The following is a 22,449-nucleotide window of genomic DNA, read 5'->3' as shown; positions in this document are numbered from 1 at the left end:
ACGACGCTGCGGGTACGCGGGCAATGACGCGGATCGATTTCCACTCGAACGTCGGCGATTCGCTCGCGTACGCGTGCCGGCTGCTGCGCAAGGCCTACCTGGCCGGGCAGCCGGTCGTCGTGCTCGCCGAGCCCGCGCGCTTGCGCGCGCTCGACGAGCGGCTCTGGACGTTTTCGCCGCTCGATTTCATCCCGCATTGCGGTGTCGACAGCGAGCACGCAGCCGGCACGCCGATCGTGCTGGCCGCGGATCTCGACCGCGCACCGCATCATCACGTGCTGCTGAACCTCGGCGCGGCCGTGCCCGCGCAGTTCGCACGCTTCGAGCGCCTGCTCGAAGTGGTCGGCAATGCGCCGGACGAGCTCGCCGCGGGCCGCGACCGCTACCGGTTCTACCGCGATCGCGGCTACGCGCTGAACAACTACAAGCAGGGCGGCTAGCCGCAACCGTCGACGGAGTGTTCCCGTGACAGAAGCCGATTCATCCTCGATCCCGACGCTGACCGACGTGTTGGTGCCGGGCAAGCCGGTGCCGGCGCGCTCGCCCGCGCTCGACCCATCTCAGCCGCATGCCGGTGCGGCGATGCCGGTGCTCACCGACGTGGTCGCACCGCACACCGCGGGTGCGGCGCCGGCCGATTCCATGCAAAGTGCACTTGACCCCGATTCCGTCGTGGTCGAACCCGTGCCGACGCCGCACGTGCCGGCGGTCGAACTGCCGGGCGGCGTGGCGATGGCTGCTGCGGCGGCGATGGGCGAGACCGATGCGCCGGCCGAACCTGGCGCCGCGGAGCACGTGGTCGCCGAAGACTCGGCGGCAATGAGTGCGCCGCTGCGCTCGTCGCTGGCCGACGATGCGCCGCAACACGCGTTCGCCGCGGTGGCGCACGACGCGATCGGGCACGCGCGTGAAGCGCACCTGCCGGAGGCCGTCGTACCGGCCGCCGCGCCGCAGCCCGACGCGCAGGCAGCCGCCGGGCTGACGGCGGAAGATGCGCAGCACATCGCCGAGCGCCTGCGCAATCGCCTGACGAACTATCTGACCGGGGAAGGGCGCGATGCCATCGAAGCCCGCTGTCGCGACGCGCTGCATGAGCATTCGGCCTGGCTGGTCGGCCAGATCACGCGCGAAGTGGCGTTGGCGCTGGAAAGCGAGGTGATGGACTGGGTTCGTGACGCTGTCGACGAAGAGATCGCGCGCCGTCGTACCGGCCATGCCGGTTGAGCGCGCGGCCATTCCGGCCAAAAACGGAGTGCGGTTCCAGTAAGAGCCGGTAACGCTGCCGGCGAGACGCCGGTCAGCCAGGGCAGGCCCGCCTGTCGGCGGAACCCGGCGCAGCGGCTATTCCCGCCCGGGGCGTCCGGTTCAGTGTACCGACAGCACCCATTGCGCGAGCGTGTGGGCTTCGGTGTTCGTCAGTTGCGTATTGGCGGGCATCGGCACGCTGCCCCATACGCCGACGCTGCCTTTCACGATCGATTGGGCAAGGTAGTCGACGGCGTCGCTGCGCGCCGCATACTTGCTGGCGATGTCGCGGAACGAGGGGCCCATCAGCGGCTTGCCGATCGCGTGGCAGGCCATGCAGTTCTTGCGCTGGGCAAGCGCAAGCCCGTCGGCCTGGTCGGCGCGCGCCGCCGCCGCACTGCCGATCAGCAGCAGGGCAAGCAGGACGCGCAATATCGAGTGTTTCATGCGGTTCTCCGCCGGCGGGGACGGCCGGCTACATGGTCCGCGCATTATAAAAGCAAAGGGAAAGCGCGTTTTGCGCGTTCCCCCGGCGGCCGATGTTTATCGGGGTCGCATGTTTTGATGCGCTCGCGTCAACCCGTGACGGCGCCCTGGTTCGCCGGGCGCGCCAGCGCAGCGAATTTCGCGAGCACGCCGCGCGTGTAGCGCGGCGCCGGCTGTTGCCATGCGGCGCGGCGGCGCGCGAGTTCCGCGTCGTCGACGTTCAACTGCAGCAGCAACCGGTGCGCGTCGATCGTGATCGAGTCGCCTTCCTGCGCGAGCGCGATCGTGCCGCCGACGAACGCTTCGGGCGCGACGTGGCCGACCACCATCCCCCAGGTCCCGCCCGAGAAGCGGCCGTCCGTGATGAAGCCGACCGACTCGCCGAGCCCCTTGCCGATGATCGCCGAGGTCGGCGCGAGCATTTCCGGCATGCCGGGGCCGCCCTTCGGGCCGAGGTAGCGCAGCACGAGGATGTCGCCTGCGCGGATCCGGTCGCCGAGAATCGCATCCATCGCGCTCTGCTCGTCATCGAACACGCGTGCCGGGCCCGTGATCACCGGGTTCTTCAGGCCGGTGATCTTCGCGACCGCGCCGTCTTCCGCGAGATTGCCCTTCAGGATCGCAAGGTGGCCTTCCTTGTACAGCGCCCGGTCGATCGGGAAGATCACGTCCTGGTCCGCGCGCGGCACGCTCGGCACGTCCTTCAGTTCGTCGGCGAGCGTGCGGCCGGTGATCGTCATGCAGTCGCCGTGCAGCAGCCCCGCGTCGAGCAGGATCTTCATCACCTGCGGAATCCCGCCGGCGCGATGCAGGTCGGTCGCGACGTACTTCCCGGACGGCTTCAGGTCGCAGATCACGGGTACGCGCTTGCGGATGCGCTCGAAGTCGTCGATCGTCCAGTCGACCTCGGCCGCGTGCGCGATCGCCAGATAGTGCAGCACCGCGTTGGTCGAGCCGCCCGTCGCCATGATCACCGACACCGCGTTCTCGATCGATGCCTTGGTGATGATGTCGCGCGGCTTCAGGTCGCGCTTCACCGCCTCGACCAGCACGCGCGCCGATTCGGCGGCCGAATCGACCTTCTCCTGGTCGGGGTTCGCCATCGTCGACGAGTACAGCAGCGACATCCCGAGCGCCTCGAACGACGAACTCATCGTGTTCGCGGTGTACATCCCGCCGCACGAACCCGACGTCGGGCACGCGTTCTGCTCGACGCCTTCGAAATCCTCCTGCGACATCCGGCCCGCGGTGAATTCGCCGACGGCCTCGAATGACGACACGATCGTCAGGTCCCGGCCTTTCCAGTTGCCGGGGCGGATCGTGCCGCCGTACACGTAGATGCCCGGCACGTTCAGGCGCGCGAGCGCGATCATCCCACCCGGCATGTTCTTGTCGCAGCCGCCGACGACGACCACGCCGTCCATCCATTGACCCTGCACGCAGGTCTCGATGCAGTCGGCGATCACTTCGCGCGACACGAGCGAGTACTTCATGCCTTCGGTACCCATCGACATGCCGTCCGAAATCGTCGGCGTGCCGAAGATCTGCGGGTTCGCGTCGGCCGCCTTCACGGCCGCGACGGCTGCGTCGGACAGCCGCTGCAGGCCGGAATTGCACGGCGTGATCGTCGAATGGCCGTTCGCGATACCGATCATCGGCTTGTCGAAATCTTCCTTCCGGTAGCCGAGTGCGTAATACATCGAGCGGTTCGGCGATCGGGCCACGCCTTGCGTGATGTGCTTCGAGCGACGGTTGTAAGCCATGGGGGACTCCATCGTTGTCTGGGCAATGCCGGTGAACGGCGTGCCGGTTCGGATCAGTCAAGAATGGAGTTTCCGGATTGGGATGTCCAATATATTATTTGTCGCTTATTAAGTCGTTTCACGAATGAGAGAGGCATGGCCGATCCGACTCCCGACTTGCGCCAGTGGCGCTATTTCGTGACCGTCGCCGACGAGCGTCATTTCGGCCGCGCGGCCGAACGCCTGTCGATGACGCAGCCGCCGCTGTCACAGGCGATCCGTGCGCTCGAGGATGCGCTCGGCGTCGCGCTGTTCGCGCGCACCAAGCGTTCGGTGGCGCTGACGGCGGTCGGGGCGGCGCTGTTGCCCGACGTGCGCCGGCTGCTGGCATCGGCCGATGCGTTGCCGCCGCTGGCGCGACGGCTCGCGCGCGGCGAGGCCGGCTCGTTGTCGCTTGCGTTCGTATCGACCGCCGATTACGGGCTGCTGCCTGCGCTGCTGCGCGCGTTCGGCGCGCGCTTTCCGCAGGTGCACCTGCAACTCGCGGAGGCGACGAGCGACGTGCAGATCGACGAACTCGTCGCCGGCCGCATCGACGCGGGGCTCGTCATTCCGCCCGTGCCGCCGCGCCACGCGGCCGGGCTGTCGTACCTGCCCGTCGTGCGCGAGCCGCTGGTGGTGGCGATGCCGGCCGCGGCGAGCAACGCGCCGGAAGACGAGCCCGTCCATCTCGCGGAAGTCGCCGCGATGCCGCTCGTGATCTTTCCGCGTCGTTTGGCACCCGGCTTTTATGACATCATTACGGGCTGCTACGGCGCGGCGGGGGAAATCCCGCGCATCGGCCAGGAGGCGATCCAGATGCAGACGATCGTCAGCCTCGTGTCGGCCGGCATGGGCGTCGCACTGGTGCCGCAATCGCTGCGTAACCTGCGGCGCACCGGCGTGGTCTACCGGCCGCTTGCCGGTCACGCGCCGGTCGTCGAGACAGGCCTCGTGTGGCGCACCGGCGACGTGAGCCCGGTGCTGGCCGGCTTCATCGACGTCGTGCGCGCGCAGGGCCTCGCCACGTGACGTGATGTGAACGATGACGCGCCGGTGCCGTCCAAAGCGCGGTGCTGCGCGTTTGCGACGGCCGTACCGCATTCGAAAACTTCTTCGCTAACCCATGATCATTCACCCGAATTTCGACCCCGTTGCGATCCATCTCGGGCCGCTGGCCGTGCGCTGGTACGGGCTCATGTATCTCGTCGGCTTCATCGCGGCGATCGTCGTCGGCCGGATCCGCCTGAAGCTGCCGCATGTCGCGGCGCAGGGCTGGACCGCGAAGGACATCGACGACATGATGTTCTACGGCGTGCTCGGCACCGTGCTCGGCGGCCGGCTTGGCTATGTGCTGTTCTACAAGGCCGATTTCTACTTCTCGCATCCGCTCGACGTGTTCAAGGTGTGGGAGGGCGGCATGTCGTTTCACGGCGGCTTCCTCGGCGTGACGCTCGCGATGATGCTGTTCGCGTGGCAGCGCAAGCGGCACTGGCTGCAGGTCACCGATTTCGTCGCGCCGATGGTGCCGACGGGGCTTGCGGCCGGGCGGCTCGGCAACTTCATCAACGGTGAACTGTGGGGCCGCGTGACCGATCCGTCGGCACCGTGGGCGATGCTGTTCCCGGGCGCGATGCGCGACGATGCGGCATGGTTGCCGAAGCATCCGGAGCTCGTCGAGAAGTGGCATCTCGCCGACGTGTTCATGCAATACCAGATGCTGCCGCGCCATCCTTCGCAGCTCTATGAAATCGCGCTCGAAGGTATCGTGCTGTTCTTCGCGCTGTTCTTCTTCTCGCGCAAGTCGCGGCCGATGGGCGCAATCTCCGCGCTGTTCCTGATCGGCTACGGCCTCGCACGCTTCACGGTCGAGTTCGCGCGCGAGCCCGACGACTTCCTCGGCCTGCTCGCGCTCGGCCTGTCGATGGGGCAGTGGCTGTCGCTGCCGATGATCCTCGCGGGCGTCGCGCTGATGGTCTGGGCATATCGCCGTCGCGCGGCGACTGCCGCTGCGTGATGCGATGCCGATGCACGTGCGAGCGGCACGTGCATCGACGCTTGCATCGACCACATGCAGGACAATGAAAAACGCCGGCCCTCGGGCCGGCGTTTTTCATTTCGGACTGCCGCGCGCTGCGCGTTACTTCATCTGCACCGAGCCGTTGACGGTGACCGACACGGTGGCCTTGCCGCCTTCGACCGCGATCGGTGCGCTCATCTTGGCGCTGTCCATCGGTGCTGCGGCCATCGCCATCATGCGCGGGTACGGCTGCACGTTGCGGCCGCCGCCGACGTTCACGTCGCGGATCGTGTAGCTGCTGTAACCGAAGGCCTTCGCGGCTTCGTCCGCGCGGGCGCGGAACGACTTGATCGCCTCGGTCGTCAGCTTCTGCTCGGCTGCGCGCTGCGCTTCCGGCGACAGCGAGAACTCGACGTTCGCGACCTGCATCAGGTTCGACAACTGGCCTGCAAGCTTCGACGCTGCCGCGAAATCGCGCGATTCGAGCGCGACTTCGGTGCGGCCGCGCCATGCGGAGATCTTGCCATCGCGATCGGTGCTCGGATAGACGGAGAATGCGCCCGTGTGCGCAGTGACGCCCGATACGCCCTTCGCTTGCGACAGCGCTGCGTCGGCGCGCTGGTTCAGCTGCGCGGTGAGGCTGCCCGGATCCTTGGCCTGCTGCTCGTAGAACAGCGTGATGTGGATGATGTCCTGCGGCACGTCGGTGCTGGCCTGCGACGACAGCGACAACACGCCCGCCGGCTCCGGAAAGTGCGGGTTCGCGGTTTGCGCGTGCGCGGTGGACGACGCGAGCGTCAACGCGACGGGAACGGCGGCGGCAAGGGCGAGCGACAGCGCGAGTGCGGATTTCTTGGTCATTGTTGGACTCCTTGTGCGAGGGCGTGCACGCGGATCGCGCGTGCACGACGCGGGCGTACCGCGCGACGAAAAAAACGACAACCGGCCCGATCGGCCGACAGCGGTTGCTTAGGCTGCGGGAAAGTGCCGCGAGTTCCGCGGCGGCGGTGCGTACTGACCAGATTTGACCTTTGGCGCGTGCCTACTTCATCAGCTTTTCGGTGATGAAGCGCCATTCGGCGCGCGTGACGGGCGTGATCGACAGCCGGTTGCCGCGTGCGAGCACACGCATGTCGGCGAGTTCGTCGTGTTCGCGCAGCGCGGCGAGTGGCACGAGCGGCGATTTTTTCACGTAATGCACGTCGACGAGCAGCCAGCGCGGCGCTTCCTGAGTCGACTTCGGGTCGTAATAGGGGCTTTTCGGATCGAATTGCGTGGGATCGGGGTAGGGCGTCGACGACACTTCGGCGAGGCCCGCGATGCCCGGCTCGGGGCAGCTCGAGTGATAGAACAGCACGCCGTCGCCGATCTTCATCGTGTCGCGCATGAAATTGCGCGCCTGATAATTGCGCACGCCCGTCCACGGCAGCGAGCGCTGCGGTGCGTTGGCGAGATCGTCGATGCTTGCTTCGTCCGGTTCGGACTTCATCAGCCAGTATTGCATGGATCGTGATCGACGCAGAAAGAGGCTGCTACAAAAGAAAACGGCACCGGGCTTCGCCCGATGCCGTTGGATAGGCCCCCGCCTTGGCCGCTAGGCCGGCATCCTGAACCTGAGGTTCAGAATTGGTCGCAGTTAGCAGCACTTCGGGTACATCAGACAGAGTGACGCGCGCGCCCGTGCTACAAATTTCCGCAACCGTGCACATGGCATTGGTTCAAGGAATATATGACCTTGGCGAACCAGGCAGGGAAGCTGACTGAACTGTGATTCGATGCGCCAATTTGACCACTGTTGATCTCTGAGATCAAGGGGAATCGACGCATCGATTGAAACGTTACTGCGTCTCGTGCTGTGCGAGCACCGCACCGAGCTGTTCATTCATCTGGTGCATTGTACGACGGATTTCCTCCGCCGGAAATGCTTCACCGTGCCGCACGCTCGTTTGCAGTCGCAGCAATTCGGACGCGAGCGACAGCGCTGCCATCACGGCGATGCGATCGGTGCCGCGTACCGAGCTGTTCGAGCGTATTTTCGACATTTCGGCGTCGACGCGCGCGACCGCTTCGAGCAGCGCCGCTTCGGTCTCGGCCGAGCAGGCGAGCCGATAGGCCTGACCGAGAATCGAGACTTCGATCTGCTTGGTGCTCATGCATGTTCTCCGTGGCTGGCCGCGTCATCGCCATCCGCACGCGCCTGTGCATCCAGCAGGTCGAGCTGGTTGTCGGCTTGCTCCGCGCTTTTCGAGCGCGGCAGCTTTTCGAGAATCGCGTTCAGTTTCACCTGGGCGTCGTCGATCTTTGCCGATAGCGTGTCACGCTCGGCCGCAAGTGCATTGCGTTCGTCGCGCAGTTGCGCGAGTTCCGCGCGGACCGTGTCCGCATCCGCGCGCAATTGCGCGACCTGCTCCTCGAGCGCGAGCCGTTCCGAGTGATAGCGCTTGTTCAGCGAAATCAGACGGCCAATATTTTGAGATAGGGTTTCGAGTTCGTTGAGCATTTGCTGCGTCCTCTAAAGACCCAGCATTTTAGCGCGGAATAACGCGCAATCCGACATCTGTAACGTTTCCAGTCGTAACACCCCTGCTTCTCGCCGTGAATCGGCGCGTCCCGTGCGTGTCCGGACGCTTCCTTGACGCTCGCGCGACCCGCTCCTAAACTGGCGCCGCCTCGGTGCTCGCGCGTGGAACGCGCGGTTAAACGGGAAGCAGGGCGCGGGTGCCGGAAGCCCGCCAACCTGCGCTGCCCCCGCAACGGTAAGCGGCCGCGTCCGGTGACGCAGGCCGGCTCGGGCGCGTTTCACGTGCAGGTGTTGCATGCGGACGCGGGCCACTGCGCGTCATCGCGCGGGAAGGCGAGCCGGACCGCCGCCAGCCCGGATACCGGCCGAGACGGGGAGCCCGCACGGGCTTCGTGACGCGCGGCCTGCGGGGAAGCGGGGCGCGCAATGCTTCACGGAATCTTCTTCGATGCTGACCCCAATCGTCCGCGCGGCGCTTCAGTCACGACCGGCCGGCCTCCGCAAGCGGGGGCGCCGCACGTCGTGTGCGGCGCCGTGCGCGGCATGAGCGCCGCGCGCGCCACTGCGATCTGGGCCGCGCTCGCCGCGGCGGTCGCGTTGCTGTTCGTTGCGTCGCTGTCAATCGGCAGCGTGCCGATGTCGCCATGGCAGGCGCTTGCGTCGCTCGTGCCGCATGGCGGCGACGCGCTGTTTGCCGACATCGTCCGCACGCTGCGCCTGCCCCGCGCGCTCGCGGGCTTCGCATGCGGCGCGCTGCTTGCGCTCGCCGGTGCGCTGTTGCAGGTGCTGTTGCGCAATCCACTCGCGGAGCCGTACGTGCTCGGCGTATCGGGCGGCGCGGCCGGCTTCGCGCTCGTCGCGATGATCGCGGGCGGCGCGTGGTGGCTCGTCGACGCATCGGCGTTCGCCGGCTCGCTCGTATCGGTCGCGCTCGTGCTCGGTCTCGCGCGCCGCGAGCTGTGGCGCGGCGAGTCGCGCGACGCGTCGCCGCGGCTGCTGCTCACGGGCGTCGTGATCGCGGCGGGGTGGGGCGCGCTCGTCACGTTGCTGCTGTCGCTTGCACCCGATGCACGATTGCGCGGGATCATCTTCTGGCTGACCGGCGACCTGAACGGCGTGACCGCGCCGTGGTTCGCGTGGGGCGCGCTGTTGCTGGCCGCCTGCGTCGCGCTGCCGGCCGCGCCGCAACTGAACGTGCTGCTGCGCGGCGATGCGACCGCGCTCGCGCTCGGCGTGCCCGTTGCGCGCCTGCGCGTGCGGATTTATCTCGTCGCGTCGCTGGCGGCCGCGGCCGCGGTGACGACGGCCGGCACGATCGGCTTCGTCGGCCTCGTCGTGCCGCATGCACTGCGGCTCGCCTTCGGCAACGACCAGCGGATGCTGCTGCCGGCCGCGATGCTCGCGGGCGGCGGCGGCGTGATGGCGGCCGACCTGCTCGCCCGCACCGCGATCGCGCCCGCGCAATTGCCGGTCGGCGTGATGACCGCGTTGATCGGCGTGCCGGTGTTCCTGTGGATGTTGTTGAGGAGGCCGATGCGATGACGGGGGCCGCACTGCACGCCACGGCCGGCGACATGAACTACGCGGCCGTCGACCTGACGCTGAAGGCCGGCGCACGCACGCTGCTCGACGGCTTCACCCGGGCGTTCCGCCCCGGCGAGATCTGGTGCGTCGCCGGGCCGAACGGCGCGGGCAAGACGACGCTGCTTGCGACCCTCGCCGGGCTGCAGCCGCCAGCCGGCGGACAGGTCGAGATCGACGGCCGGCCGCTTGCCGCATGGCCGCCCGAGCAGCTCGCGCAGCGCCGCGCGCTGATGCCGCAGCAACTGCACGACGTATTCAGCGCGACCGTGTTCGACACGGTGCTGCTCAACCGCTTTCCGTATCTCGGCGGCTGGGGCTGGGAGCGCGACGGCGATCGCGCAGCCGCGCGCGACGCGCTGGCGACGTTCGACCTCACCGCGCTCGCGTCGCGCGACGTGCTGTCGCTGTCGGGCGGCGAGCGGCAGCGCGTCGCGCTGGCCGCGACGCTGTGCCAGGACGCGCCGTTGATGCTCCTCGACGAACCGCTCGCGCATCTCGACCTGCATCACCAGATCGATTGCCTGACCGCGCTGGCCGCATGGCTCGACGCGGGCCCGCGCACGGTGCTGTTCTCGTGCCATGATCTGAATCTCGCGCGGCGTTTCGCGACGCACGCGCTGTTGCTCGACGGCCGCGGCCACGCGTGGGCCGGCCCCGTACACGACGTGCTGACGCCCGAGCGCGCGAGCGACGCGTTCGGTTATCCGCTGGTGCTGATCCGCGAGAACGGCCGCGATGCGCTGCTGCCGGCGTGGCCCGAGCGACAATGACCTTTCCTTTTCCGATGCGCGGCGCATACCGCGCCAACGACACGGCTTTTCGATGACGACCCCGACCCACTTCCCGCCCGCGATTGCGCCGCTCGACGACGCGCTGCGCAAGCGCCTGCAGCACGTGATCGACCACAAGACCAAGCCGCCCGGCAGCCTCGGCCAGCTCGAGGCGATCGCGCTGCAGATCGGCCTGATCCAGCACACCGAGCGGCCGGTCATACAGCGTCCCGTGATGATCGTGTTTGCCGGCGATCACGGGATTGCCGCCGAGGGCGTGAGTCCTTATCCGCAAGCGGTGACCGCCCAGATGGTCGCGAATTTCCTCGCCGGCGGCGCGGCAATCAACGCGTTCTCGGGCGCCGCGCAGAGCGGGCTCGAGATCGTCGATGCGGGCGTCGCGTCGCCGCTGCCGCTGTCCGACCGGCTGGTGTCGCTGCCGGTCGCGCGCGGCACACGCAACTTCGCGGCGGAGCCGGCGATGACGCGCGACGAGGCGATGACGGCGATTACGGCCGGCGCGGCGCGCGTGCGCCTGCATGCGTCGCTCGGCACGAACGTGATCGGCTTCGGCGAGATGGGGATCGCGAACACGTCGTCGGCCGCATGCCTGATGAGCCGCCTGCTCAGCGTGCCGATCGATGCCTGCGTCGGGCGCGGCACGGGCCTCGACGACCAGGGCCTCGCGCACAAGCGCGCGGTGCTCGGCCGTGCGCTCGTCAAGCACTCGCACGCGATTGCGCCGCTCGACGTGCTCGCGACGTTCGGCGGCTTCGAGATCGCGATGATGACGGGCGCGTATCTCGCGGCCGCGAGCGAGCGGATGACGATCCTCGTCGACGGCTTCATCGCGACGGCTGCGCTGCTCGTCGCCGAGCGCATCGTGCCCGGCGTGCGCGATTACTGCGTGTTTTCGCATACGTCGCACGAGGCCGGGCACCGGCGCATGCTCGAGCATTTCGGCGCGAAGCCGCTGCTCGCGCTCGACCTGCGGCTCGGCGAAGGCACCGGCGCGGCGCTCGCGCTGCCGCTCGTGCGTGCGGCGGCTGCGTTCCTCACCGAAATGGCGAGCTTCGAATCCGCCGGCGTCGACAATCGTGACGCCTGATCGCGCGCGTGGCGTGCGGGCCGAACTGCGCTACTTCTTCGTCGCGCTCGGCTATTTCACGCGCGTGCCCGTGCCGCGCTCGATCGGTTATGCGGCCGGCGATCTCGATCAGGCCGCGCGTTATTTTCCGCTCGTCGGCGCATGTGTCGGCGCGTGGGGCGCGCTCGTCTATCTCGTCGCGCTGCGTGTGCTGCCCCCGTCGATCGCGGTCGGGCTGTCGATGGCCGCGACGCTGCTCGCAACGGGCGCCTTTCACGAGGATGGCCTGGCCGACAGCTGCGATGCGTTCGGCGGCGGCTATACGCGCGACGACGTGCTGCGCATCATGCACGACTCGCGGATCGGCACGTTCGGCGCGGTCGCGCTCGTGATCTCGCTCGGCCTGAAATGGCAGGCGCTTGCATCGATGCTGCCGTTGCGTGCCGCATGGACGATGATCGCGGCGCACGCGGCGAGCCGCGCGGCGGCCGTGAGCTTGCTGATGACGCTCGACTACGTGCGGCCCGAAGGCAAGGCGAAACCGGTCGCGCAACGGATGGGCGCACGCGCGGCGTGCGTCGCGGCGCTATTCGGCTTGCCCTGGCTGTTCTGGCCCGACTGGCGCATGGGTGTCGTCGCATGCGTCGTGCTCATGCTCGTGCGCGCGTGGGCCGCCCGCTATTTCGTGAATCGGATCGGCGGCTATACGGGCGACTGTCTCGGCTTCGCGCAGCAACTGTGCGAACTGGCGATCTATCTCGTGGTGCTCGGATGGACGTCGTCCTGATCCGTCATCCGGCCGTCGGCGTCGAGCCGGGCATCTGCTACGGACGCAGCGACGTGCCGCTCGCCGTACCGGCCGACGTCGGCGCGCAGGCCGTGCGCGCGCATCTGTCGGCACTCTGCGCGCCGTTTCCCGAACAGGTCTGGACGAGTCCGCTGACGCGCTGCGCGTCGGTTGCCGAATGGCTCGCACAGGCATGCGACGTGCCGCTGCGGTGCGATGCGGACTGGCAGGAAATGGATTTCGGCGCGTGGGAAATGCGGCGCTGGGACGATATCGATCGCGCGGCGCTCGACGCGTGGGCGGCCGACCTGATGCATGCGTGTGCGCATGGCGGCGAAAGCGTTGCGCAGTTCGCCGCGCGCGTGGCACGGCGGGCCGATGCGGTTGCGCAGTGCGATGGCCCGCAATGGGTGGTGACGCATGCGGGCGTGATCCGCGCATTCGCGTCGCATGTGCTGTGCGTGCCGCTCGACACGCTGTTGTCGCGGCCAGTGCCGACCGGGGGTGTCGTCTGGCTGCGCGCGGATGCCGCCGCGCGAACGTGGGAAGTGGTGCACTGGGACGAATAGGCGCGCGGGCGTCTGCGTGTGAACGACACGGCGCGCGATCAATCGGTCTCCTCAGATAGCGGTCACATCGGGCGCAGGTGCGCGATGAGCGCGCAAGTCACCGGAAATCAGCGTGCCGGCCGCCGCGCACGCGCGGCATCGAGATCCTCGCACAGCGCGGCCGCACCCTGCGCGATCCGCGGTGACGGCCGCGTCAGCAGATCGCCGTCGATCGCAAACAGGTTGTTGCGCGCGACGGCCGTCAGTGCGGGCCATGCGCGCCAGCGCGCCAGGCTCGGCAACGGTTCGTCGGAGCGCGTCATGCCCGCGCTGGTCGTCACGATCGCCTCCGGATTCGCCGCGAGCACGGCCTCGTCGGTGACGGTCGGCACGAGCGGCTTGAGTGATGCGAACACGTTGCGCCCGCCGCACAGCTCGATCACGTCGTTGATCAGGTGCGTGCCGTTGAGCGTCATCAGCGGCCGGTCCCAGACCTGGAAGAACATCGTGACGGGCGCGCGCGCAGCGTAACGCGTGCGCAGCGCCGCGATGTCGCGCGTATAGGCGGCCGCGGCTGCATCGGCAACCGGCTGCGTGCCGAGCAGCGTGCCGAGCCGGCGCAGCGACGTCGATACGTCGTCGAGATGCTTCGGCTCACTGAGGAACAGCGGGATGTGCAGCGCGCGCAGCGCGTCGGTCTGCCGCTCGGCATTGCCGTGCCGCCAGACGACGATCAGGTCGGGCTTCAGCGCGGCGATCCGCTCGAGGTCGAGCGCCTTGTTGTCGCCGACGCGCGGTATCGCTTGCGCGGCGGGCGGATAGTCGCTGTACGTGACGGTGCCGACGAGCTTTGCGCCGCCGCCGGCCGCGTAGACCAGCTCGGTCGCGTGCGGCGCGAGGCTGATCACGCGCTGCGCGGGCGCCGGCAGCATGACGGTATTGCCAGCGTCGTCGCGCGTCGTGACATCGGCGTGGGCGAACGACGCGTAGGTGAGCGCGGACAGCATCGCGACCGGTGTGAGCCGGCGGAACATGCGCGGAGTCATGCGGATTCCCGTTGCAGCAGCGGCACGCAGTGCGCGAGCGCGTCGCCGAGGCGCTGCCATTCCGCTTCGCTGCCCGGCAGGCCGACGCGTACGCTCGACGGTGCCGGGAAGTGTCGCGTCCAGATGCCGCGTGCCGCGAGTGCCGCATGCAGCGCCGCGGCGCGCGGATCATCGGTCCAGCTGAAGAGCGGTGTCGCGCGAACCGCGAAGCCATATGCGCGCAGCAGCGCGGCCAGCCGCTCGCCGTCGGCCGCGAGCCGTTCGCGGGCCGCAGCCTGCCACGCGCGATCGGCGAACGCCGCGGCGACCGCGTGGCGCGCGGGGCCGCCGACCGTCCATGCGCCGAGCATGTCGCGCAGTGCGACGATCTGTTCGGGGCACGCGAGCACGAAGCCGGCGCGGATGCCGGCGAGCCCGTAGAACTTGCCGACCGAACGCAGCACGACGAGGCCTGGGCGATCGACCTGCGGCGCGAGCGACTGCGTCGCGCCCGTATCGGCGAACGCCTCGTCGACGATCAGCGTGCCGCCGCGCGCGGCGAGTTGCGCATGCCAGCCGAGCAGGCGCGCGGCCGGTACGAACTGGGCGGTCGGATTATTCGGATTCCCGACGATGACGTGGCGCAGCGTCGCAGTCAACGTATCCGCGGCGATGTCGAGCGTGACGACGCGATGGCCGTGGCGCGCGAAGGCCGGTGCGTATTCGCCGTACGCGAGCGTGGCGACGCCGGCGTCGCCGGTCGGCAGCAGCGCGGGCAACGCGCGGATCGCGGCCTGGCTGCCGGCGACCGGCAGCACGTGGGCGGGATCGGGGGCGTGGTAGTACTGGGCGGCGCAGGCCGCGAGGCCGTCGCCGTCGTCGGGCAGCCGGCGCCATGCGTCGGCCGGGACGGGCGGTACCGGATAGCCGACCGGATTGATACCGGTCGACAGGTCGAGCCACGCGTCGTACGGAATGCCGTGGCGGCGTGCGGCTTCGTGCAGGTTGCCGCCGTGCGCGATGAGGATGTCAGACATGATGGGTGGCCATGACGAGTGCGCCGCTCGCAACCAGCAGCGCGAGCCACAGGGCAAGCGTGCGCGTGACGAGCGACAGCGCGGCGACGATGTGGATGGCGGTCGCCGTTGCGCCGGTGCCGAGCGCGGGACGATCCTCGATCTCGCCGTGATAGACGGCCGGGCCGCCGAGCTGCACGTTCAGGCTGCCGGCGCCGGCAGCCATCACCGGGCCCGCGTTCGGGCTGTCCCAGTGGCGCGCCTGCGTGCGCCAGCAGCGCCATGCGGAGGCCGTGTCGCCGAGCAGCGCGTAGCTCGCGGCCGTGAGGCGCGCGGGAATCCAGTTCAGTGCGTCGTCGAGGCGCGCGGCGGCCCAGCCGAAGGTCAGGAAGCGCGGCGTGCGGTAGCCCCACATCGCGTCGAGCGTGTTCGCGAGCCGGAACAGCAGTGCACCGGGGCCGCCCGCGATGACGAACCAGAACAGCGCGCCGAAGATCGCGTCGTTGCCGTTCTCCAGCGCCGATTCGACGGCCGCGCGCGACAGCGCGCCTTCGTCCGCATCGCTCGTGTCGCGCGACACGATGCGCGCGGTCAGCGTGCGGGCGGCGCCGAGGTCATGCCGCAGCAACGCAGCAGCGATCGGTGCAACGTGGTCGGCGAGGCTTTTCGCGCCGAGCGCGAACCACAGCAGCGCGATGTGCAGCGCGGCTGCGAGCGGCCACGGCAGCACGGCTGCGAGCCATGCCGCGATGGCGACCGGCGGCACGACCGCCGCGATCCACGCGGCGACGCCGGTCACCCGGCCGCGCCGGCCCGTGTTCAGCGCGCCTTCGATACGTGCGGCGAGGCGGCCGAACGCGACGAGCGGGTGCCAGCCGGCCGGTTCGCCGATCGCGCGGTCGACGATCGCGGCTGCGACGGCGAACATCGCGACGACGGGCAGCGACAGCATCAGCATGACGGCGCTCCCGCCTTGAGGTCGAGCGGCAGCCCGGCGACGAGCAGCGTCACGTGCGTCGCGAGCGCGGCGACGCGCTGGTTCAGGCGCCCGAGTTCGTCGACGTAGCGGCGCGTGACCGACCCGAGCGGCACGACGCCGAGCCCGATCTCGTTGCTGACCACGATTACCTTCGCGCGCGCACCGCGCAATGCGTGCTCGAGCCGGTCGACCTGCGCCGCGTACTGCGTATCGTCGAGCGGTTCGCCGTCGGCCGGGCACAGCAGGTTCGTGAGCCACAGCGTCAGGCAATCGACGAGCAGGCATGCGTGCGGATCGTCGAGCCGCGCGAGCGTGCCGGCGAGGTCGACCGGCGCATCGGCGAACCCCCATTCGGCCGGCCGGCGCGCGCGATGGTGCGCGATGCGCTGCGCGAATTCGGCATCGGCGGCGGTCGCGGTCGCGATGTACGTGACGGGACGGCCGCTGTCGGCGGCGAGCCGCTCGGCGTGCGCGCTCTTGCCCGAGCGTGCGCCGCCGAGGACGAAGGTGAGGTCGTGCGGAATCATCGCGTGATTGTAACGGCGCGGGCATGCCGGTGCGGGCGATAATGCGGCCTTTGCTTCGCGACGAGCTTGACACGATGAATGCACCCGAGCCGCGGCCGCGCGGTACGCTGATGATCCAGGGCACGACTTCCGACGCGGGCAAGAGCACGCTCGTCGCGGGCCTGTGCCGGCTGGCGCGCCGGGCCGGCGCGCGCGTTGCGCCGTTCAAGCCGCAGAACATGGCGCTCAACAGCGCGGTGACGGCCGACGGCGGCGAGATCGGCCGCGCGCAGGCGCTGCAGGCACTGGCCGCGGGCGTCGCGCCGCATACGGATTTCAACCCCGTGCTGCTGAAGCCGACGAGCGATCGCGGCGCGCAGGTGATCATCCACGGCAAGGCGCGCATGAACCTCAATGCGCGCGCGTATCACGACTACAAGCCGGTCGCGTTCGATGCAGTGCTCGAGTCGTACGCGCGGCTGCGCGCCGGCTACGACACGGTGATCGTCGAGGGCGCCGGCAGCCCGGCGGAGATCAACCTGCGCGCCGGCGACATCGCGAACATGGGTTTTGCCGAACGGGTCGACTGCCCGGTCGTGCTCGTCGCCGACATCGACCGTGGCGGCGTGTTCGCGCACCTGGTCGGTACGCTCGCGTGCCTGTCCGGCAGCGAGCGCGCACGCGTGCGCGGCTTCGTGATCAACCGCTTCCGCGGCGATTTCAAGCTGCTCGAACCGGGGCTCGACTGGCTGCGCGCGCAGACGGGCAAGCCCGTGTTCGGCGTGCTGCCGTACCTGCACGGCCTGCTGCTCGACGCCGAGGACATGCTGCCCGCGCAGGCGCGCAGCGCCGCCGCACGGGGTGACGCCGGCGTGCTGCGCGTGGTCGTGCCGGCGCTGCCGCGCATCAGCAACCACACCGATTTCGATCCGCTGCGCGCGCATCCGCAGGTCGAATTCACGTACTGGAAGAGCGGCCCCGTGCCGGATGCCGACCTGCTGATCCTGCCCGGTTCGAAGAGCGTGCAGCGCGATCTCGCATGGTTGCGCGACGCAGGCTGGGACACGCTGATCCGTCGCCATCTGCGCTACGGCGGCAAGGTGATCGGCATCTGCGGCGGGATGCAGATGCTCGGCCGCACGCTCGACGATCCGCTCGGCCTCGAAGGTGCGCCCGGCAGCGTGCCGGGGCTCGGACTGCTCGATTTCGACACGACGCTGCAGTCCGACAAGACGCTGAAGAACGTCACGGGGCATCTCGCGCTGACGGGCGGGGCCGCCGTGCGCGGCTACGAGATCCACATGGGCGACACGCACGGGCCCGCGCTCGCGTCGCCCGCGCTGGCGCTGGCAGCCGATGCCGCGCAGGACGGGGCACGCCCGGACGGCGCGGTTTCCGCCGACGGGCAGATCCTCGCGACCTATGTGCACGGGCTGTTCGACTCGCCCGACGCCTGCACGGCGCTGCTCGCGTGGGCCGGGCTCGACGGCGCGGAACGGATCGACTATCCGGCGCTGCGCGAGGCGTCGCTCGAGCGGCTGGCCGACACGTTCGCCGACCATCTCGACCTCGACGCGCTGTACGCCGAATTTCGTTGACGTGCCGGCTGCCAGCCCTCGCTTTTTCCGCCTGATCGCGTACAACAGAGGAGGGCGGATGTCCGCCTGGAGGAGTGCGCGATGAAGGCTCGATGGTGGTGGAGCGTGCTGCTCGCGGCGTTGCTGGGCGTGTCGGCGGTTGCGCATGCGTGCGATTCGTACGGATCAAGCGGTAGCCAGTCCGGTTCCGGCGACGCCACACAAGGGAAGAGCGGTTACGGTTACTGATGCATGGTGCGGGGCATGATCGGTCATGCCCCTTTTTACGTCCCGATTAACTCCATAAAGGAATCAGTTAAAGCGAATTGGCGCGTTTATCGGTCGAATTGATTCGAATAGAGTGCAATCCATTCACACCACTCACGAAGGAATTCGCCATGAACCCCAATCGCCTCAACGATTTCGCCGCGACCCTGCTGCGCGTCGCGCTCGGCGTGCTGTATCTCGCGCACGTCGCGCAGAAGGTGTTCGTCTTCACGCTGCCCGGCACCGCGCAGTTCTTTGCGTCGATCGGCCTGCCGGGCTGGCTCGCGTACCTGACGACGTTCGTCGAACTGGCCGGCGGCCTGGCGCTGCTCGCGGGCTTCCGGGTGCGCGTCGCCGCGCTCGTGCTGCTGCCGTTCATGCTCGGCGCGACCGCCGCGCATCTGCCGAACGGCTGGAGCTTCGCGTCACCGAACGGCGGTTGGGAATATCCGGCGTTCTGGGCCGTCACGCTCGCCGTGCAGGCGCTGCTGGGCGGCGGCGCGTTCGCGCTCGGCGCACGCGAGGCCGCGGTTCAGCGTGTGTAAGGAGTCGGTAAGCCGGCATGGTGCGGCGCAACCCGTTCCGGTGACACCCCGTTTGCCGATATCATCGCTCCCTGTATCCGCAATCGAGCGGCGCCAGCCATGCGGCTGGGCGCCGCGCGGCTTTTTCGGGGGAATTCATGACGGTGATCGTGGTGGCGAATCCGAAGGGCGGCGTGGGGAAGAGCACGCTGTCCACCAATCTTGCCGGCTATTTCGCGGCGCAGGGCGCATGGGTCGCGCTCGCCGATCTCGACCGGCAGCAGTCCGCACATGCGTGGCTCGACCTGCGGCCGGCCGGATTGCCGGCGATCGAGGCATGGGAGCTCGATCCGGACGCGCCGACGAAGCCTCCGCGCGGCCTCGAATACGCGGTGATCGACACGCCGGCCGGCCTGCACGGCAACCGGCTCAACGTCGCGCTGCAACTGGCTGACAGGGTGATCGTGCCGCTGCAGCCGTCGATGTTCGATATTCTGGCCACGCAACAGTTTCTGGAGCGCCTCGCCGGCGAGAAGGCCGTGCGCAAGGGCAGCGTCGAGGTCGGGATCGTCGGGATGCGGGTCGATGCGCGCACGCGCTCGTCCGACCAGCTTCACCGGTTCGTCGAAGGGCTCGGCCTGCCGGTGCTCGGCTACGTGCGCGACACGCAGAACTACGTGCAGATCGCCGCGCATGGCCTCACGCTGTGGGACGTCGCGAAGAGCCGGGTCGAGAAGGATCTCGAACAGTGGCGGCCGATCGTCGAATGGGCCGAACGCCGGGTGCAGAAGGCGGAGAAGCCGGAGAAGGCCGCCAAGGCGTCCTGATCGCACGGCCGGCAGGCCGGCTTGCGATGAAATGAGAAAGGGCCGGATCCCGTGGTACACGGCATCCGGCCCTTCGACCGCAAGCGGCGCAGCCGCTCCCGCGCACCACGGCGCGCGGGCGGCCGGTCAGGTCAGGTCCAGTTCTGCGTCGGCACGTGATCGCGGTGGCCCTTGATCTTGTTGCCGTCGTCGATGAACACGAGCTTCGGCTTCCAGCCGGCTTGCAGTTCGGCTTCATCGACCATCGCGAAGGCCGCGATGATCACGAGGTCGCCAAGCTGTGCGCGACGGGCGGCCGAGCCGTTCAGCGAGATCATCCCGCTGCCGCGCTCGCCCTTGATCGCGTACGTCGAGAAGCGCTCGCCGTTGTTGATGTTCCAGATGTCGATCCGTTCGTTCTCGATGATGCCCGAGGCTTCGAGCAGGTCTTCGTCGATCGCGCACGAGCCTTCGTAGTGCAGCTCGCAGTGCGTGACGGCCGCGCGGTGGATCTTCGATTTGAGCATATGGCGCTGCATGGTGTCTCCGTGATGCGTCGTGAGAGGCGCGGGCGGGCGCCCGTCAGATTTCCAGGTTATCGATGAGGCGCGTCGCGCCGAGCTTCGCGGCGGCGACGACGACGAGCGGTTCGCCGGCTTCGAGCTCGGCCGCGTTCGGCGCGATCAGGTTCGCGCGGCGGCGGATCGAGAGGTAGTCGGGCGCCCAGCCACGGCCGGACAGATGCGTGCGGGCCATGTCTTCGAGCTTGCCGAGGTCGCGTTCGCCACCGAGCACGCTTTCGCGCATGCGCTGCAGCGTCTTCGCGAGTTCGGGCGCTTCCCTGCGCTCGTCGGCCGACAGGTAGCGATTGCGCGACGACAGCGCGAGGCCGTCCTCGTCGCGCACGGTTTCGGCGGCGATGATGTCGACCGGCAGCGCGAGCTGCTGGCACATGCGGCGCACGATCATCAGCTGCTGGTAGTCCTTCTTGCCGAACACGGCGACGCGCGGCTGCACGCAGGCCATCAGCTTGGCCACGACCGTGCACACGCCGGTGAAGAAGCCGGGCCGGAATTCACCTTCGAGAATCCCGCCGAGATCGTCCGGCGGCAGCACGCGGTATTCCTGCGGTTCCGGGTACATGTCGCGCTCGGTCGGCGCGAACAGCACGTAGACGTTTTCCTTCTGCAGCTTCTCGATATCGTCCTGGAGCGTGCGCGGATACTTGTCGAAATCCTCGTTCGGGCCGAATTGCAGCCGGTTGACGAAGATGCTCGCCACGACCGGGTCGCCGTGCTGGCGCGCGAGGCGCATCAGCGACAGGTGCCCTTCGTGCAGGTTGCCCATCGTCGGCACGAACGCCGTGCGGTTCTGTCCGCGCAGCTGGTCGCGCAGTTCATGGATCGAGCTGATGACTTTCATGATCGGGTAGCGGGTTCCTCGCGCAGGCGCGCGTTGGCGCCGCAGCAGCGGCGTCGGGGTCGAAGCGGAGAACGCCGGCGCGCGGGCGGCGCATCGGGCGTCGGCGGATTGTAGAGGATTTGGCCGCCAAACGCATCGAAAAAAGAACGATCGTTCACTTTTTAACCGGACGTGCCGGCAACGGCCGCGCCGGGCTACGGTGACGCGGCAAGTGTGCCGGGATGAATCGGGAGAACGGGAAGGGCGGGCGTGGGCGTTACGCCGGCAGGTATGCGAGACGCACGTAGATCGGCGCGAACGGCTCGGCCTGTGTGATCTCGAGGAGCGATTCGCGTGCGAGTTCGAGCATCGCGATGAAATTCACGACGACGACCGGTACGCCGCGCGACGTGTCGAACAGCTCGGCGAACTCCATGAAGCGCGCGTTCTGCAGCCGGCGCAGGATCAGGCTCATGTGTTCGCGCACCGACAGCTCCTCGCGCGAGATCTTGTGGTGCTGGACGAGCTTCGCGCGCTTGAGCACGTCGGCCCATGCCGCGCGCAGGTCGTCCGAATTCACGTCGGGGAAGCGCGGCGTGACGCTCTGCTCGATGTAGACCTCGGCGCGCAGGAAGTCGCGGCCGAGCTGCGGCAACTGGTCGAGCCGCTGCGCGGCGAGCTTCATCTGCTCGTACTCGAGCAGGCGGCGCACGAGTTCGGCGCGCGGATCCTCGGCTTCCTCGCCGGTGTCGGCCTTCTTGACCGGCAGCAGCATCCGCGACTTGATCTCGATCAGCATCGCGGCCATCAGCAGGTACTCGGCCGCGAGCTCGAGGTTCGACGTGCGGATCTGGTCGACGTAGCCCAGATATTGCGCGGTGACCTGCGCCATCGGGATGTCGAGCACGTTGAAGTTCTGCTTGCGGATCAGGTAGAGCAGCAGGTCGAGCGGGCCTTCGAAGGTCTCGAGGAAGATCTCGAGCGCATCTGGCGGGATGTAGAGATCCTGCGGCAGCTTGAAGAGCGGCTCGCCGTACAGGCGAGCGAATGCCGCGACACCGTCGACCGTGTCGGGCGTCGAATCGGCGCCCGCGGGCGCGGCGATCGCGTCGTCCTGCCGGGCGGCGCTGGCCTCGTCAGCGGCGCTCACGTCGTCAGAAGTTCTGGTAGTAGACGTACGACGTTTGCTTCACGCGCGATTCCTGCTGCTCGGCGCGCTCTTCGAGGTCGATCGGCTGCTTGTCCCACAGCAGGGAACGGCCCTTGCGCTGCTCTTCCTCGAGCGTCGGCTTCTGTTGCTTGAGCTGGTTCAGGAACTGCGTGACATCGGACTGGTACGGCATGGCTGGGTTTTCCGTTTCGGGCGGCGCACGATGCGCCGGATTCACGATGGCGGGATTTTACCGCATCGCGGGAACGGCCGGCGGCAATCGCGCGTCGAATCCGCGGGCTGGCGCGCAGTCAGCATCCGGAAGCGCGCCGCCAGGCATGACGCCGTGGCCACGCTCGCTTGAGCAGC

27 protein-coding genes, 1 other RNA gene and 1 riboswitch are annotated in these 22,449 nt (G+C 68.6%); of the genes, 13 read left to right on the top strand and 15 right to left on the bottom strand.

What is annotated here, in order from left to right:
- Positions 1 to 23 precede the first annotated feature (23 nt).
- Together QZM67_RS30225 and QZM67_RS30220 are read left to right on the top strand one after the other, a co-directional pair.
- Positions 24 to 440, top strand: coding sequence for a DNA polymerase III subunit chi (locus QZM67_RS30225; RefSeq protein WP_043189863.1), 417 nt, complete (start codon positions 24 to 26; stop codon positions 438 to 440).
- Positions 441 to 465: 25 nt separating this feature from the next.
- Positions 466 to 1,224: a DUF2486 family protein gene (locus tag QZM67_RS30220; protein ID WP_301808918.1), complete on the top strand. Its 759-nt coding sequence runs from the start codon at positions 466 to 468 to the stop codon at positions 1,222 to 1,224.
- A 141-nt stretch (positions 1,225 to 1,365) separates the two neighbouring features.
- On the opposite strand, the gene QZM67_RS30215 is transcribed toward QZM67_RS30220, so the two are convergent.
- Together QZM67_RS30215 and ilvD are read right to left on the bottom strand one after the other, a co-directional pair.
- Positions 1,366 to 1,692, bottom strand: coding sequence for a c-type cytochrome (locus QZM67_RS30215; RefSeq protein WP_175022487.1), 327 nt, complete (start codon positions 1,690 to 1,692; stop codon positions 1,366 to 1,368).
- 128 nt (positions 1,693 to 1,820) lie between these two features.
- A complete protein-coding gene (gene ilvD / locus QZM67_RS30210; RefSeq protein WP_301808915.1) occupies positions 1,821 to 3,494 on the bottom strand; it encodes a dihydroxy-acid dehydratase in 1,674 nt (557 codons plus the stop codon).
- A gap of 135 nt (positions 3,495 to 3,629) precedes the next feature.
- Here ilvD and QZM67_RS30205 point away from each other — a divergent pair, with 135 nt between their 5' ends.
- The gene (locus QZM67_RS30205; protein ID WP_301808913.1) at positions 3,630 to 4,544 is read left to right on the top strand and encodes a LysR substrate-binding domain-containing protein; all 915 of its coding nucleotides are present in this window, start codon (positions 3,630 to 3,632) and stop codon (positions 4,542 to 4,544) included.
- A 94-nt stretch (positions 4,545 to 4,638) separates the two neighbouring features.
- A complete protein-coding gene (gene lgt / locus QZM67_RS30200) occupies positions 4,639 to 5,529 on the top strand; it encodes a prolipoprotein diacylglyceryl transferase (RefSeq protein ID WP_043189852.1) in 891 nt (296 codons plus the stop codon).
- Between the two features lie 123 nt (positions 5,530 to 5,652).
- Here lgt and QZM67_RS30195 read toward each other — a convergent pair whose 3' ends face one another.
- From QZM67_RS30195 to QZM67_RS30175, 5 genes are all read right to left on the bottom strand, one after another.
- Positions 5,653 to 6,393 (bottom strand): SIMPL domain-containing protein, encoded by a 741-nt coding sequence (locus QZM67_RS30195; protein WP_122946044.1) that lies wholly within the window; start codon positions 6,391 to 6,393, stop codon positions 5,653 to 5,655.
- Positions 6,394 to 6,574: 181 nt separating this feature from the next.
- The gene (locus QZM67_RS30190) at positions 6,575 to 7,036 is read right to left on the bottom strand and encodes an EVE domain-containing protein (protein WP_043189848.1); all 462 of its coding nucleotides are present in this window, start codon (positions 7,034 to 7,036) and stop codon (positions 6,575 to 6,577) included.
- A gap of 71 nt (positions 7,037 to 7,107) precedes the next feature.
- Positions 7,108 to 7,289, bottom strand: a non-coding RNA gene (gene ssrS / locus QZM67_RS30185) — 6S RNA.
- Between the two features lie 81 nt (positions 7,290 to 7,370).
- Positions 7,371 to 7,685, bottom strand: a complete 315-nt coding sequence (locus QZM67_RS30180) for a cell division protein ZapA (RefSeq protein WP_011352906.1) — start codon at positions 7,683 to 7,685, stop codon at positions 7,371 to 7,373.
- Positions 7,682 to 8,032 (bottom strand): ATPase, encoded by a 351-nt coding sequence (locus QZM67_RS30175; protein WP_043189846.1) that lies wholly within the window; start codon positions 8,030 to 8,032, stop codon positions 7,682 to 7,684. Before QZM67_RS30175 ends, QZM67_RS30180 begins: the two co-directional genes overlap by 4 nt.
- Positions 8,033 to 8,186: 154 nt before the next feature.
- Positions 8,187 to 8,438: riboswitch (cobalamin riboswitch) on the top strand.
- 41 nt (positions 8,439 to 8,479) lie between these two features.
- Here QZM67_RS30175 and QZM67_RS30170 point away from each other — a divergent pair.
- Genes QZM67_RS30170 through cobC form a run of 5 tightly spaced genes read left to right on the top strand, consistent with a single transcriptional unit; the run spans position 8,480 to position 12,850 of the window.
- Entirely contained in the window at positions 8,480 to 9,595 is a 1,116-nt protein-coding gene (locus QZM67_RS30170; protein WP_043189845.1) for an iron ABC transporter permease, read from the top strand.
- On the top strand, positions 9,592 to 10,407 hold the full coding sequence (locus tag QZM67_RS30165) for an ABC transporter ATP-binding protein (RefSeq protein ID WP_301808911.1): 816 nt from the start codon (positions 9,592 to 9,594) through the stop codon (positions 10,405 to 10,407). The genes QZM67_RS30170 and QZM67_RS30165 overlap by 4 nt, the downstream gene beginning before the upstream one ends.
- 52 nt (positions 10,408 to 10,459) lie before the next feature.
- Complete coding sequence (cobT, locus tag QZM67_RS30160; protein WP_301808909.1) at positions 10,460 to 11,515, top strand: nicotinate-nucleotide--dimethylbenzimidazole phosphoribosyltransferase; 1,056 nt, start codon at positions 10,460 to 10,462, stop codon at positions 11,513 to 11,515.
- Positions 11,505 to 12,281, top strand: coding sequence for an adenosylcobinamide-GDP ribazoletransferase (locus tag QZM67_RS30155; RefSeq protein ID WP_175022483.1), 777 nt, complete (start codon positions 11,505 to 11,507; stop codon positions 12,279 to 12,281). The genes cobT and QZM67_RS30155 overlap by 11 nt, the downstream gene beginning before the upstream one ends.
- Entirely contained in the window at positions 12,266 to 12,850 is a 585-nt protein-coding gene (gene cobC, locus QZM67_RS30150) for an alpha-ribazole phosphatase (RefSeq protein ID WP_301808907.1), read from the top strand. Before QZM67_RS30155 ends, cobC begins: the two co-directional genes overlap by 16 nt.
- Before the next feature lie 107 nt (positions 12,851 to 12,957).
- On the opposite strand, the gene QZM67_RS30145 is transcribed toward cobC, so the two are convergent.
- Genes QZM67_RS30145 through cobU form a run of 4 tightly spaced genes read right to left on the bottom strand, consistent with a single transcriptional unit; the run spans position 12,958 to position 16,376 of the window.
- Entirely contained in the window at positions 12,958 to 13,875 is a 918-nt protein-coding gene (locus tag QZM67_RS30145; RefSeq protein ID WP_301808904.1) for a cobalamin-binding protein, read from the bottom strand.
- Complete coding sequence (cobD, locus tag QZM67_RS30140) at positions 13,872 to 14,891, bottom strand: threonine-phosphate decarboxylase CobD (protein ID WP_301808902.1); 1,020 nt, start codon at positions 14,889 to 14,891, stop codon at positions 13,872 to 13,874. Before cobD ends, QZM67_RS30145 begins: the two co-directional genes overlap by 4 nt.
- Entirely contained in the window at positions 14,884 to 15,828 is a 945-nt protein-coding gene (cbiB, locus tag QZM67_RS30135; protein WP_301808900.1) for an adenosylcobinamide-phosphate synthase CbiB, read from the bottom strand. Before cbiB ends, cobD begins: the two co-directional genes overlap by 8 nt.
- Positions 15,822 to 16,376, bottom strand: a complete 555-nt coding sequence (gene cobU / locus QZM67_RS30130) for a bifunctional adenosylcobinamide kinase/adenosylcobinamide-phosphate guanylyltransferase (protein ID WP_175022478.1) — start codon at positions 16,374 to 16,376, stop codon at positions 15,822 to 15,824. Before cobU ends, cbiB begins: the two co-directional genes overlap by 7 nt.
- Positions 16,377 to 16,450: 74 nt before the next feature.
- Here cobU and QZM67_RS30125 point away from each other — a divergent pair, with 74 nt between their 5' ends.
- The 4 genes from QZM67_RS30125 to QZM67_RS30110 all read left to right on the top strand — a co-directional run bounded on the left by QZM67_RS30125 (position 16,451) and on the right by QZM67_RS30110 (position 19,550).
- Positions 16,451 to 17,953: a cobyric acid synthase gene (locus tag QZM67_RS30125; protein ID WP_301808898.1), complete on the top strand. Its 1,503-nt coding sequence runs from the start codon at positions 16,451 to 16,453 to the stop codon at positions 17,951 to 17,953.
- Between the two features lie 81 nt (positions 17,954 to 18,034).
- Positions 18,035 to 18,181: a hypothetical protein gene (locus tag QZM67_RS30120; RefSeq protein WP_175022476.1), complete on the top strand. Its 147-nt coding sequence runs from the start codon at positions 18,035 to 18,037 to the stop codon at positions 18,179 to 18,181.
- A 149-nt stretch (positions 18,182 to 18,330) separates the two neighbouring features.
- The gene (locus QZM67_RS30115) at positions 18,331 to 18,744 is read left to right on the top strand and encodes a DoxX family protein (RefSeq protein WP_089451113.1); all 414 of its coding nucleotides are present in this window, start codon (positions 18,331 to 18,333) and stop codon (positions 18,742 to 18,744) included.
- 137 nt (positions 18,745 to 18,881) lie between these two features.
- Positions 18,882 to 19,550 (top strand): ParA family protein, encoded by a 669-nt coding sequence (locus QZM67_RS30110; RefSeq protein WP_043189822.1) that lies wholly within the window; start codon positions 18,882 to 18,884, stop codon positions 19,548 to 19,550.
- Positions 19,551 to 19,681: 131 nt separating this feature from the next.
- On the opposite strand, the gene panD is transcribed toward QZM67_RS30110, so the two are convergent.
- The 4 genes from panD to QZM67_RS30090 form a co-directional block, all read right to left on the bottom strand.
- On the bottom strand, positions 19,682 to 20,068 hold the full coding sequence (gene panD / locus QZM67_RS30105; RefSeq protein WP_039368025.1) for an aspartate 1-decarboxylase: 387 nt from the start codon (positions 20,066 to 20,068) through the stop codon (positions 19,682 to 19,684).
- 43 nt (positions 20,069 to 20,111) lie between these two features.
- The gene (panC, locus tag QZM67_RS30100) at positions 20,112 to 20,951 is read right to left on the bottom strand and encodes a pantoate--beta-alanine ligase (protein WP_175022475.1); all 840 of its coding nucleotides are present in this window, start codon (positions 20,949 to 20,951) and stop codon (positions 20,112 to 20,114) included.
- 256 nt (positions 20,952 to 21,207) lie between these two features.
- Positions 21,208 to 22,080 (bottom strand): ScpA family protein, encoded by an 873-nt coding sequence (locus QZM67_RS30095; RefSeq protein WP_011352890.1) that lies wholly within the window; start codon positions 22,078 to 22,080, stop codon positions 21,208 to 21,210.
- Positions 22,081 to 22,084: 4 nt separating this feature from the next.
- Positions 22,085 to 22,273 (bottom strand): DUF3460 family protein, encoded by a 189-nt coding sequence (locus QZM67_RS30090; RefSeq protein ID WP_006478107.1) that lies wholly within the window; start codon positions 22,271 to 22,273, stop codon positions 22,085 to 22,087.
- Positions 22,274 to 22,449: the final 176 nt, after the last annotated feature.

Origin of the sequence: Burkholderia sp. AU45251, from assembly GCF_030482905.1 — a bacterium.
Taxonomy (GTDB): domain Bacteria; phylum Pseudomonadota; class Gammaproteobacteria; order Burkholderiales; family Burkholderiaceae; genus Burkholderia; species Burkholderia aenigmatica.
This window is presented reverse-complemented; position numbering and strand designations above follow the sequence as displayed.